Raw genomic sequence first — 12,842 nt, 5'->3', positions numbered from 1 at the left:
ACCCCAAGGCGCTCAGTAATGCGGCGGAATTTCATCGCGCAAATTGCGCATTTCAGCACCACCGCCCGACTCGGGCAAGCGATCACGCATCTGGCGCAGCTCTTGAATGAGCGCGTCAATTTGCTGCTGCTGGCGGTAGACCTGCGCGTTGAGCTGGTCCAGCAAGTCCTCGGTAAATCCTGCCTTGATTTCCAAGTCGACCAGGCGGTTTTCAATAGGGGTTGGAATGTCCATGGGCTGTATTGGACATGATTTCTGCAGGGGTTCTGACATCTTTTATAATTCTCCCATCGCCGAGTTATCTGAACTACTTGCAGGGCGATTCACAAATCCTGCTAAAGCGTTCGCCAGGCTCCGGGTTTTCAGGGTCGGCAACGCCGACAAACCACTGAAACAAAGGAGCCTTTTTCATGTCCAGCAACTACCTCTTCACCTCGGAATCCGTCTCCGAAGGCCACCCCGACAAGGTCGCCGACCAAATCTCTGACGCGATTTTGGACGCCATCTTCGAGGAAGACCCCCGCAGCCGCGTGGCTGCCGAAACCCTGACCAACACCGGTCTGGTGGTGCTGGCCGGTGAAATCACCACCAACGCGCATGTGGACTACATCCAGGTGGCGCGCGACACCATCAAGCGCATCGGCTACGACAACACCGAATACGGCATCGACTACAAAGGCTGCGCGGTGATGGTTTGCTATGACAAGCAAAGCAATGACATCGCCCAGGGCGTGGACCACGCCTCGGATGACCACCTGAACATCGGCGCGGGCGACCAAGGCCTGATGTTCGGCTACGCCTGCAGCGAAACGCCTGAGCTCATGCCCGCCCCCATTTACTACGCACACCGCTTGGTCGAGCGTCAGGCCCAGCTGCGCAAAGACGGCCGTCTGCCCTTTTTGCGCCCCGACGCCAAGAGCCAGGTGACCATGCGCTATGTCGATGGCAAGCCGCACAGCATTGACACCGTGGTGCTGTCCACCCAACACAGCCCCGACCAGTCAGAGACCTCCACCAAGATGAAGGCCAGCTTCACCGAAGCCATCATCGAAGAGATCATCAAGCCCGTGCTGCCCAAAGAGTGGCTGCAAGACACGAAATACCTGATCAACCCGACAGGCCGTTTCGTCATCGGCGGCCCGCAGGGCGATTGCGGCTTGACCGGTCGCAAAATCATTGTCGACACCTACGGCGGCGCATGCCCGCACGGTGGCGGGGCGTTCAGCGGCAAAGACCCTTCCAAGGTCGATCGTTCGGCTGCATACGCTGCACGCTACGTGGCCAAAAACATCGTGGCTGCCGGTCTGGCCACCCAGTGCCAAGTGCAAGTGGCTTACGCGATTGGCGTGGCACGCCCGATGAACATCACCGTGAACACGGCCGGTACAGGCGTGATTTCGGACGACAAGTTGTCGGCACTGGTGGCTGAGCACTTTGACCTGCGCCCCAAAGGCATCATCCAGATGCTGGACCTGCTGCGCCCGATCTACAGCAAAACCGCCGCATACGGCCACTTTGGCCGCGATGAGCCCGACTTCACTTGGGAGCGCACCGACCGCGCTGCTGCACTGAAAGCGGCTGCGGGTCTGTAAGCCCCAAGCAAACGCCAAGCCCCAAACGAGATCAGGGGCCAGCAAGAGCCGCTCAGCAGCCGTTGAGCGGCTTTTTTTCGTTCAAGTTGGGCATCGCCGAAACGGCCCGCATTAAAGAGGTGTTGGCGTTGCTACAAACGAAATTCACTGCGTAGGCGTTTGTCCAGCTCGGTCACGTTCAAGGACGTCAAATCCAGCACGTGTTTGGCCACAAGGGTGTGTTGCACTGAAGCGTCCAGGTGCGACAACAACTCCCCCATCAATGGGCTGGAGACGAACAAGGCCAAGGCATTGACGCGGTGGTTCAGAACCGCTTTATGAAAATACTTGGCCAGCGTTGTTGCAAACTCGCTGCGGTGCAAATGCTTGAGGTCTGACCGGGGCGCCAGACCCGCTCGCCCCGCCTCCGAATGCCCCAATGGCGTGCGCTCGGTGTCTCTGGCGGGCATGCGACTTTCTGGGTGAAGCCAGTCGGTCAGCTCCACCAAAGGCGCGGTGAACGATGTGCGCTCAAAAACCCTTGCATGCGAAGCGTTGGCCACCAAGATCCAATGTTTTTGAGGCATGACCTGATCCTTTTTTTTGCGGGTGAATAGTGTGTTGATTTTTTGGGATGACCACTCTGGGGTCAATTGATCTGTCGGCATAGCGCTTTGGGTATCGCCACCATCACCTCTCGGTCAGGTCTGGCCTTGGGTTGATCGGCATCAAGCCCTTGCAAACGGGTGCATGCGCCAATCCAAAGACTTGGCAAACGGTGCTGCGCCGCCTGCCCTTGTGCATTCCCGAGCTGCTTTATGCCCGTTACGCAAGCAACGTCCACTCCCCTGAAATGTCTCAATTGCCCACGTCAACCGAATGCGTTTTCATGGCCCAAAACCTCACCAAGGTCTATGGCGAAGGCGCTGCTGCGGTCCAGGCTTTGCGCGGGGTGGATCTGCGCATCACGCCTGGCGAGTTTGTGGTCTTGCTGGGGGCTTCTGGCAGCGGCAAATCGACCTTGCTCAACATTCTGGGTGGCTTGGACAGCGCCACAGCCGGAACCGCCCAATGGGTCCATCAGGGCGAGACACATGACCTGACCGGTGCCAGCGATGCCGAACTGACCCGTTACCGACGCGAGCATGTGGGCTTTGTGTTCCAGTTCTACAACCTGATACCCAGCCTTACAGCGCTGGAGAACGTGGCGCTGGTCACCGACATTGCACAAGACCCCATGCGCCCTGAAGACGCTTTGGCTTTGGTGGGCTTGACGGACCGCGTGAACCACTTTGTGTCTCAGCTCTCCGGTGGTGAACAGCAACGCGTGGCCATTGCCCGCGCCATCGCCAAAAGGCCTCAGGTGCTGCTTTGCGACGAACCCACGGGTGCGCTCGACTGTGCCACCGGCATCGTGGTGTTGCAGGCCATCGAAAAAGTCAACCGTGAACTGGGTACGACCACCGTGGTCATCACCCACAACGCGCCCATTGCCGACATGGCCGACCGCGTGATGCGCATGGCCGATGGCCGCATTGTGGACATCCAGGTGAACCCCCACAAAGTGGCCGCAGCCACGCTGCGATGGTGATCTGGCCATGACCGCTCTGCACACCAAACTGTGGCGCGACTTGCACCGACTGTGGGCGCAAGTGCTCACCATCGCCGTCGTGGTGGCCATTGGCGTGGCCGGTTTTGTGGGCATGTTCTCAGTGCACGAATTGCTCAAAGGCTCTCGCGACAGCTTTTACCGTGACAACCGCCTGGCCGATGTGTTCATTCACCTCAAACGGGCACCGGTGGTCTTGCGTGATCACCTTGCAGCCATCGAAGGCGTCGCCGAAGTCCAGCTCAGTGTGGTGATGGACGCACAAATTGCCCTGCCCGATGCACAAGCACCCGTCACAGGGCGCTTCATAGGGCTCGACCTGGCACGGGTGCACGCACAACGGCAAGGCCTGAACGCCCTGAGCCTGCGCAGTGGTCGCTGGCCAGAACAAGGGCGCGAGATGGAAGCCGTGGTGAGCGACCGCTTCGCTGTCGCCAGGCACCTGAAACCTGGCGACCGCGTGCAGGCCATCCTGAACGGTCGGCTGCAAAACATCCACTTGGTGGGCACCGCCGTGTCACCCGAATATGTGTTTGCGTCGCGCGGGGGTGCGCCAGACGACCGGACATTTGGCATCTGGTGGGTTGACCAAGAACGCACGACCCAAGTGTTTGACATGCAAGGCGCATTCAACCAGGCTTCATTGCGCCTGCTTGATCCCGCTTGGCAGCCAGCGGTGATTGCGCAGACAGACCGCCTGCTGGACGCCTATGGCACTCGGGGTGCGGTGGGGCGCGACAAACAAATCTCGGCACGCATCGTCAGCGACGAACTCTCGCAACTGAAAGTCATGGGCACGGTGCTGCCCTCGATTTTTTTGGCCGTCTCCATGTTCATCCTGAATGGGGTGGTGAGCCGCCAGGTGGCGACGCAACGCAGCCAGATCGCGGCACTCAAGGCCTTGGGTTATGACGACAGCGCGATCGTCCGGCATTACCTGGGCCTGGCCATGGCCATCACCGGCCTCGGACTGATCGCTGGCTTGCTGCTCAGTCGGTGGATCGGACTGCTCGTTCTGGACATGTACGACGCCATTTTTCGCTTCAACCGGTTGGCGTATGGCACCACGCCCTGGCTGGTTATGGCAGCCGCAGGCGTTGCCCTGACCACCGCCATCCTGGGCACCTGGGGGGCCATTCGCACCGTGGTACGCCTCAAACCCGCCGTGGCCATGCAGCCCCCATCGCCCCCAACTTACCAGCAAACACTGATCGAAAGAATGGGCCTCAGCAGACACGTCGGTGCAGGCACCCTCATGGTGCTGCGCAACTTTGAGCGACGCCCGTGGCGTTCGGTGTTCACCGTCACGGGGATTGCCTTGGCAATCGCCTTGCAAATTTCGGGGGCCTTCTGGCTGGATGCCATCGCACACATCGTGGACATCCAGTTTCGCCAAACCCAGCGCGGCAATGCGGTGGTGAACTTTCAACGCCCCGTAGACCCCTCGGTGGTACAAGACCTGAAACGTCTGCCGGGTGTAATCCACGCTGAGCCCTACCGAAGCGAAGCGGTGCGTCTGCACTGGCGTGGCATGGCCGAAGACGGAAATCTGCTGGGGCTGGTGGGCACCACGCGGCTGCTGCGGCCGGTGGACGAACAGCGCGGCCCTGTCCGGATCCCGTCTCAAGGCCTCGCGGTCTCATGGCTGTTGGCCAAACGACTGGGCTTGCAGGTGGGCGATCGGGTCGAGGTGGAGTTCCGCATGTGGCATCAAGCCCGCGCCACGGTCGAGGTGGTCGAGATCGTGCACACCCTGATGGGCAAGCAGGCCTTCATGGACTTTGCCACCATGAACACTTTGTCGCGCGATGGCTCGGTCGCGAGCGAGGCCTCCTTGCAAGTCGACCCTTTGGCCATGGGTGAATTTTGGCAAGCCGTCAAACAAGCCCCGCTCATCACCGCCGTGTTCGACAAGGCCGCATCACTGGCCAGTTTCCAGGAAACCACATCAAGGAGCATGGGGGTTTTCAGCAACATTCTCACGCTGTTTGCTGTCGCCATGGCGGTAGGCATTGTCTACAACGCCGCACGCATCAGCCTGTCAGAACGTGCCTGGGAATTGGCCAGTCTGCGGGTGCTGGGCATGACACGCGCCGAAGTCTCGGTCTTGTTACTGGGCCAACTGGCTGCCGAACTCTTGCTGGCCCTGCCCCTGGGCGCGGCAGCGGGTTGGGGATTGGCCACAGTCCTGATGCGCTTGATGTCTTCCGACAACATCGATTTTCCCGTCATCATCGCGCCGCCCACCTATGCCTGGGCAGCGCTGATTGTGTTGGCGGCAGGCCTGGTCAGCGCCTTGCTGGTGCGCCGAAAAATTGACCAGCTGAATCTGGTCGCTGTTTTGAAAGTACGCGAATGAACCCGAACAACTCACCTGGTTTTCTGAAACGCTGGGGGCCTTGGGGCTTGGCTGCATTGGGCGTCATCGCCCTGATGTTCTGGGCACTGATGCCGCGCCCCTTGGTCGCAGAGGTCGGCGCGGTCCGCATCGGGCGCTTTGAGCAAGCCATTGACGAAGACGGCCAGTTGCGCGTGAAAAACCGTTATGTCATTTCAGCCCCCATGCCTGCCGAACTGGTCCGGCCCACGCTCAAAGTCGGTGACAGCGTCCGTGCAGGGGATGCTGTGGCCAGACTGACACCACTGCCGCCCAACATGATCGACGAGCGCAACCGACAGGTGTTGCAACAGCGTGTAGGCCGAGACGATGCCTCACGCATGGCCGCCGCAGCGCAACTGCAACGCCTGCAAACCACTTTGGCGCAAACTGAACTGGAAGCACAACGGGCCCAAAAACTCGCCAACGAGAACTTCATTGCCACTGCAGCGCTGGATCAGGCTTTGTTGGCCCAACGTGCCGCAGCGCAGGCCTTGGCCGCGGGGCAGGCCCAATTGCGCGCCGCAGAATTCACGTTGGCCGAGTCTCAAGCGGCGTTGACCCAATCACACCCTTCGAGCCTGGCGCCCACAAACACCTTGTCGCTCAAAAGCCCGGTCGATGGTCAGGTGGTCAAACTGCACCTGAGCAGCAGTGCGCCGGTTTTGGCAGGGCAAGCTTTGCTGGAGATCGGTGATGTCCGTGACATGGAGGCTGTTGTGGATGTTCTGTCATCGGATGCACGGCAGATGACAAGGGGAGCCACCGTGCGCATTTCAGCAGGCGTTGGCGCACCGCCCTTTTCTGGCCAGGTCACCCGGATTGAACCCGTGGCCTTCACCAAAGTATCGGCACTGGGCATCGAAGAACAACGGGTCAATGTCATCATCGACATAGACCGCTTGCCGGACAGTACGCAACGCTTGGGTGAGGGCTTTCGGGTAGACGCGCACATCACGCTGTTCGCGCAAGACAACGCCCTGCTGGTGCCCAGTGCCGCACTGTTGCGCGAAGGCACGGGCTGGCGAGTTTTGGTGGTCCAAAACGGCCGTGCACATGCCCAAAATGTGACCGTCAAAGAACGCAACGCCGACGTGGCCTGGGTTGAACTCGATGAAAAAGGGGGCGTGCGTGCTGGCGATTCGGTGCTGCTCTACCCTGGCACCATCACCGAAGGGCAGAGAGTCAGCACCAAAACCGAAGCGGGCAAATGACGCACACACTGCGCGTACGGCATTGGCGAAACAGCGGCAAAGGCAGAGGCAAAACCAAGCTCAGCCAGTCAAGCGCCTTGCAGGGGTCCATGCTCGCGGCAACCATGCAACAAGGCCTATTACAGATTTCAGGTTGCTGATTGCAGATGGCTACCCACCGAGGTCACTGACGGCGCATGCGCTCCATTTGGATGCCCGCTCCCATAGCTCCGACGAGCATGTTCATTTCCTGAGCGAGTAGTTTGAGCACATCGTCCATCGTGACCATGCCCATCAACTCATCCTGCACACCGACCACAGGCACACGGCGCACACCGTGCTCGCGCATGGCACGCATCAAGTCCAGCAAGGAGTCGGCTTCGTTGGCCGTCACCACCCGCTGCGCCATGATGTCCTCTAGGCACAGCGGTTCGGGGTCTAGCCCCGTGGCCACCACCGCCATCACCATGTCGCGGTCCGTGACCAGGCCACACACTTGGCGGCTGCCGTTTGCGTCATCCACCACCACCAAACAACCCACATGGTCTTCGCGCATGAGCTGTGCGGCGGCCACCAAACTGGTTTGCCGGTAGCCCACGCTGACTTTGCGTTTGCAAATTCCCCCTGCTGTCAGTAGTTTGCCCATCATGGCTCCTTGATCAATCAACAACGAACTTGGGTGCTTTACACGCTGGCGAAGGCCGTCAAAGCGAAGCAAAAGGCAGTGCGTCACGAGTCGATCATGTCGCCTGCCTTTGCGGGGTGTCGGTGCGACAACACACGGCCATGGTCCAGGGCAGCATCTGGCTGCAAAACACAGTTCGCGCAGGGCGCTGGCTTGCAATGTGCAGTGACAGGCATTAATAAGAACTACTTTTTTATTTTCGATCTCTAAACATGCCGTTTTTATGTTCGTCAACGCACACTAAAAAATGTGATTTTCACTAGAATTAATGTCAACAATTGTAAAAACGACATCAAATGTTAAGTCCAGCAAGTAATTCAATGATCGAGCAATTAGCTGCTGAAAAGTATGAAAAATTGCTTCCATCTTTTCAATTGGTTTGCTTGTCTACGGACCAGTTGATCTTCCGGCCCCATGAAGCCATTCAATTTGTCATCTTTCCGGTCAGCGCCATCATCGCTATGCAAATCGACATCTCGGATGGTTCGTCAGCCGACATTGTGTTGATCGGCAAAGAAGGCATGGTTGGCAGTGGCGTCATGGGCGGCAACCAAAACTTCAGCCGGGCGCGTGTCAGATTTCCAGGTTTTGCCTACAAATTACCGTTGGGTGTATTCCAAAATGAACTGGGCCAAGACCGCGCGTTTCTCAAAATTTGGATGGCCACCACACGGCAAATGATTTTGCAGATTGCCATGCCCACGGTCTGCAGCAGCAAACACAGCAACGAACAACAGATTGTTCGTTGGATCATGAACACCCTAGACAAGACCCAGGGGCACACGCTTCAAATCACCCATCAAGAGATCGCAGACACGCTGGGCATTCGCAGGGAATCAGTCACTCTGGCGGCTGGCAAATTGAGCCAAGAGGGACTGATCGAAGTCACTCGTGGCCAATTGGAGGTTCTGGACCGACCGGGACTGGAGGCAAAAGCCTGTGAATGCTATCGGGTCATGCACCCGGCCATGCAGCATTAAAAAGCAACAAACAAGCACTTCGAATCATGGGCATGTTCACCTCTTTGAAAAACTCAAAACGCGCCATGGGCTTGGGCATTGCCTTGATTGCGGCAGTGGTGCTGGTGCCGGCTATGGCCAGTTTTCAAAGCATCAACGCCATCGTGAATACACACTATGTGGTGATCAAAACGCCCATCGAAGGGGTTCTGTACGATTTTTCAAAAATGCCAGGCCAGCCCATAAAACAAAGTGAGGAATTGGTCAGGATCAGCAACCCACGATTCAAGGAAAGTGCGGTCAATGAAATGGAGGTGGAACAAAAAACCTTGGCTAAAAGAAGCCTAGGCCTGCAGCGCCACCTCAAAAATCTTCAGCAATTGCAAAAAGATTTGGACAACCGGGTCTATGTCCACCGAACGCACGAATTTCTTCGCCTTGAAGAACAACTGGCGCAAGCACAAGCCGAGAAAAAAGCACAAGAAAGCCTGATCCGTGAACAGCAAGTGCTCGCACAACGCAACACCTTGCTCTTGAAAGAAAACTTCATCTCTTCAGCCCAAAACGAGGCTGCGCAATACGCACTCGAGGTCACTCGAAGCCGTCTGGAAATCTACCAGGCCCGAATCCGGCTGCTTGAAACCGAGAAGCAAGCGGTCAAGCAATTTGTCTACCTTGGTGAGGGTCGCAACGATGTTCCGTACACACAGCAGCGCCTTGATGACGTGCGCTTGCAAATCACCGATGTCACCGCGCGCTTGCGCGAGAACGAGCAACGCAGCTCGGATGTCCAATTGCAGATCCGCAAGGAGCGGGACAACATGGCCGCGTCCCGAGAGGTACTCATACATTCGCCAAGCAACGGGGTCTTGTGGCGCAAATTCGGTAGCAACGGCACCGAGGTCGTCATTGGCACAGACTTGGCGCATGTGATCACCTGCGACAACCTGTTTCTAGATGTGGCGGTCCCGGAATCATCCCTCGAATCTTTTGAAATCGGTAAACCCGTGCAATACCGCCTGATAGGAAGCGCCAAGTGGCTGCTGGGTCACATCCAAGCGGTCACGGGCAGCGGCAACAACTTGCCGGATGTGACCTTGGTCGCACAACTGCAACGGGAAAAAAAGGATGCCAGGATTTTTGTGAAGATCCAGTCTTCTGACCTTGATCAGCCTGAGGAGAATTTGTGTTTTGCTGGCCGCAAAGTGGATGTCAAAGTTCCCCGTGAATGGCGTCCATCGGTCTGGTTCAGCCGAATCAGTGCATTCCTGATGTGAACCTGACCATGGACTACATCCCCTTGTTGTTGGTCTCCGGATTTTTCCTGTGGGTGTGGGACGCCCCTCGAACCCATCACAAGCTCAGACAAATGGTGTGTTTGTTGCCCGTCTTGCTCTGCATCCAATACATGAGCTGGCGTTTGATCAACACGGTGTGGACTGAAAGCGACGACAGCCTCTTGGCGCAATCTTGGATATGGGGCGTTTGGAGCATTGAAGTTTTGGCCTGCATCGAAGTGGCCGTCTTCTTGTTGATCATGAGCCGAACCAACACCCGCAGCAAGCAAGCCGATCAACACCAGATGCCCAGCCCCCTGCCTGCGGTGGACATATTCATTCCGACATACAACGAACCCCTGGATGTTTTGGAAAAAACCATCGTGGCCGCTACCGCTGTGGATTACCCTCATAAAACCATCTGGGTTCTAGACGATGGAAAGCGCGATTGGTTGCGCACGTTTTGCAAAGAGTTAGGCGTTTGCTATCTGACCCGAGCAGACAATCAGCATGCCAAAGCCGGCAACATGAACCACGCGTTGACACATGCTCAGGGGCAATTCATTGCTGTGTTTGATGCGGACTTTGTGCCGTCTCAGAACTTCATCCGGCGCACATTGGGCTTTTTCAGCGACCCGTCAGTGGGCATCGTGCAAACGCCGCAACATTTTTACAACAAGGATCCGATCCAGACCAACTTGGGTTTGATGCAAATCTACCCTGACGAGCAACGCTTGTTTTTTGACCACATGGCCGCTTCGCGAGATGCATGGCAGGCAGCGTTTTGCTGCGGATCATGCAGCATCATGCGTCGCCAGGCCGTCGATGCCATTGGGGGCATCCCCACGCAAAGCATCACAGAGGATCTACTGACCACCTTGGTGATGTTGCGCAAGGGATACCAAACGATTTACCTCAACGAACGATTGAGTGTGGGACTGGCCGCTGAATCGATCGAAGGCTTCTTTGTCCAACGCGAGCGCTGGTGTCGTGGCGCTATTCAGTCCTTGTTCCTGAACGCAGGGCCCTTGGGTCCGGGCCTGAGCACCATGCAACGCATCTTGTTCTTCCCTACCAGCTGGTTGACGCAATACACCGTTCGTCTGATGTTGATCGCCATTCCCCTGGCTTATTTGCTCTTGGGTTGGCTGCCATTTCATTTCACGGACACAGCAGACATGGTGTTTTATCAACTGCCCGTTTTCCTGTCATTTTTTCTCGCCATGCGCTGGCTGATCGGGGGACATTTTTCTCCGTTGGTCTCGGGGCCTGTCGGTTTATTTTCAAGTTTCAGATTAGGGCCAACAGTGGTGGCCTCCCTTATCAAACCCTTTGGCAAACCGTTTAAGGTGACCCCAAAGGGATCGGGTGCATCCAGTGGTCGGCAAGTGGATTTGTTCAGCCTCGGCATGATTTTGGCGTGCATGGGTCTGACACTGATGGGCTTGTTGCTGAACGTAGTTCCAGAATTGGCGGTGGTGTCACACGATGAATTCTTCCCCATCGCGATGTTTTGGTCGATGCTGAATGTCATCAGCCTCGGCTTGGCTGCGCTACTTTGTTTTGAGGGCCCACGCCTGCGAAAAGAAGAGCGGTTCTTGTTGGCTGAAGCGGGGGTCGTCCACGATGGCGAGTCCAACTACCCCGTCCAAATCATCGATGCCAGTGTCGATGGGTGCAAATTGGCCATTTCACAGGCGGACAGTGCCCTGTTCAAAAAAGGAACGGCCAGCCTGACAGTGCAAAACGTGGGTCGCGTGATGATCCAACCCGTGCGTCAAAACCAAGCCCTGCTGGCGGCCACTTTTGAATACAACAGCAAGGCACAGCGCAACGCCATGATCTGCAAACTTTTTTCAGGGCGCTACACCACGGTAAGCCCAGCGGACAGCTCTACCAGGCAGCTCATATCGTCTTTATGGGAGAAAACGTTCAATGGCTAAGCATTTTTCAACACCGTTGCCTGGCCCATGTGTTGGCCAGAAAGGCAAGGCAGTGCTTCTTGCTGTTCTTGCCTGCACATGGGCAGCTCAGGCATTGGCACAGAGTCCGGTCCTATCACAAAACCCGCCAGTATGGATCGGTTTTGACGATGCCTACGGCGTAAAAACCAACACATCCGCCATGGCCAGCGAATGGGGCATCAAAGCGGCCATGGAAGAGATCAACAGCAACGGAGGCGTGCTCAATGGGCGGCCCCTGAAACTGATGACCACGGACAACAAAGGCGTCTCCGCCAGAGGCAAGGACAATTTTGTCCAACTGGCTGGCACCAAGGATCTGGTCGCTGTTTTGAGTGGCAAATACAGTCCGATCAGCGTTGAAATGTTGCCCGAGGCCCATCGACTGAGCGTTCCATTGATCAGCGTCTGGGGTTCAGCAGACCTCATCACAGACCACGACCATAAGCCCTCTTTCTCGTTTCGTGTTTCACTCAAAGATGATTGGGGCGTCGAGGCAATGATGAAGCGGCTGTCCACGAAATATGGGGTGCGACAAGCCTGCGCGATCCTGCCCAATACGGCCTGGGGCCGTTCAGCAGAAAACGTGATTCAGGAAAAGTCCGCGCAAAACACCACCAGATTCCCGGTGGTGCGTTGGTACAACTGGGGCGACGCATCCTTAAAGGAACACTACAAGGCTTGCTTGGATTCACGCACACAAGGCCTTCTTTTTGTAGGCAATGAAAAAGAAGGTGCGATTTTGATCAAGGAAATTGCGGCGCAATCTCCGTCTATGCGCTTGCCCGTGGTGGCCCATTGGGGCGCAGTGGGTGGCACATTGCACGATCTGGTGAAAGAGGAACTGTCAATGGTCCGCATTGATTTCATTCAGACTTTCACGTTCATCAACAACAAGCGCCCTCGTGCCGTTTTTCTGGCTGAGTGGATCTTGAAAAATAACAGTCTTAAAAACACGCTCGAGATTCCCAGTCCCGTTGGAGCCGCTCACGCCTATGACACGGTCCATCTGCTGGCCAAAGCCATTGAGATCGCACAAACCACATCGCCCCAGAAAGTCAGGGATGCATTAGAAAAATTGCCTGCATTCAATGGAGCTGTCAGGCACTACGCCAAGCCCTTCACAAGCCAGCGACACGATGCCCTGGACAAATCGCAAGTTCTTTTTGTGAAATTAACCCCTTCTGGTCAATTGATTCCGCAAGACTGA

11 protein-coding genes are annotated in these 12,842 nt (G+C 56.7%); 8 read left to right on the top strand and 3 right to left on the bottom strand.

From position 1 onward, the window contains the following. Positions 1–12: 12 nt before the first annotated feature. Positions 13–234, bottom strand: coding sequence for a SlyX family protein (locus tag BN3544_RS09925; protein WP_019430677.1), 222 nt, complete (start codon positions 232–234; stop codon positions 13–15). Between the two features lie 176 nt (positions 235–410). Here BN3544_RS09925 and metK point away from each other — a divergent pair, with 176 nt between their 5' ends. Next, positions 411–1,592 carry a methionine adenosyltransferase gene (gene metK, locus BN3544_RS09920; protein ID WP_019430678.1) on the top strand — a complete coding sequence of 394 codons (1,182 nt, stop codon included), beginning with the start codon at positions 411–413 and terminating at the stop codon, positions 1,590–1,592. A 131-nt stretch (positions 1,593–1,723) separates the two neighbouring features. On the opposite strand, the gene BN3544_RS09915 is transcribed toward metK, so the two are convergent. Beyond that, positions 1,724–2,158, bottom strand: coding sequence for a host attachment protein (locus BN3544_RS09915; RefSeq protein WP_162131428.1), 435 nt, complete (start codon positions 2,156–2,158; stop codon positions 1,724–1,726). A gap of 302 nt (positions 2,159–2,460) precedes the next feature. On the opposite strand from BN3544_RS09915, the gene BN3544_RS09910 reads away from it, so the two are divergent. From BN3544_RS09910 to BN3544_RS09900, 3 genes are read left to right on the top strand one after another with little or no spacing between them, the layout of a single operon-like run. Beyond that, complete coding sequence (locus BN3544_RS09910; protein WP_197409908.1) at positions 2,461–3,162, top strand: ABC transporter ATP-binding protein; 702 nt, start codon at positions 2,461–2,463, stop codon at positions 3,160–3,162. Between the two features lie 7 nt (positions 3,163–3,169). After that, entirely contained in the window at positions 3,170–5,539 is a 2,370-nt protein-coding gene (locus tag BN3544_RS09905; RefSeq protein WP_019430681.1) for an ABC transporter permease, read from the top strand. After that, positions 5,536–6,771, top strand: coding sequence for an efflux RND transporter periplasmic adaptor subunit (locus BN3544_RS09900; RefSeq protein WP_019430682.1), 1,236 nt, complete (start codon positions 5,536–5,538; stop codon positions 6,769–6,771). The genes BN3544_RS09905 and BN3544_RS09900 overlap by 4 nt, the downstream gene beginning before the upstream one ends. Positions 6,772–6,934: 163 nt before the next feature. Here BN3544_RS09900 and BN3544_RS09895 read toward each other — a convergent pair whose 3' ends face one another. Then, on the bottom strand, positions 6,935–7,396 hold the full coding sequence (locus BN3544_RS09895; RefSeq protein WP_026036782.1) for a CBS domain-containing protein: 462 nt from the start codon (positions 7,394–7,396) through the stop codon (positions 6,935–6,937). Between the two features lie 422 nt (positions 7,397–7,818). Between BN3544_RS09895 and BN3544_RS09890 the strand changes: the two genes are divergently transcribed. The 4 genes from BN3544_RS09890 to BN3544_RS09875 are packed head-to-tail and all read left to right on the top strand — an operon-like array spanning position 7,819 to position 12,842. Then, positions 7,819–8,415, top strand: a complete 597-nt coding sequence (locus BN3544_RS09890; protein ID WP_231733941.1) for a Crp/Fnr family transcriptional regulator — start codon at positions 7,819–7,821, stop codon at positions 8,413–8,415. Positions 8,416–8,447: 32 nt separating this feature from the next. Further along, the gene (locus tag BN3544_RS09885) at positions 8,448–9,671 is read left to right on the top strand and encodes an HlyD family secretion protein (RefSeq protein WP_155820548.1); all 1,224 of its coding nucleotides are present in this window, start codon (positions 8,448–8,450) and stop codon (positions 9,669–9,671) included. Between the two features lie 8 nt (positions 9,672–9,679). Next, a complete protein-coding gene (locus BN3544_RS09880) occupies positions 9,680–11,614 on the top strand; it encodes a glycosyltransferase family 2 protein (RefSeq protein ID WP_036075379.1) in 1,935 nt (644 codons plus the stop codon). Then, entirely contained in the window at positions 11,607–12,842 is a 1,236-nt protein-coding gene (locus tag BN3544_RS09875; RefSeq protein ID WP_050999112.1) for an ABC transporter substrate-binding protein, read from the top strand. Before BN3544_RS09880 ends, BN3544_RS09875 begins: the two co-directional genes overlap by 8 nt.

It is taken from the genome of Limnohabitans sp. Rim47 (assembly GCF_001517545.1).
GTDB lineage: Bacteria > Pseudomonadota > Gammaproteobacteria > Burkholderiales > Burkholderiaceae_C > Limnohabitans_A.
Note: the sequence above shows the minus strand (reverse complement) of the source record. Positions and strands in the feature narration are given on the sequence as shown.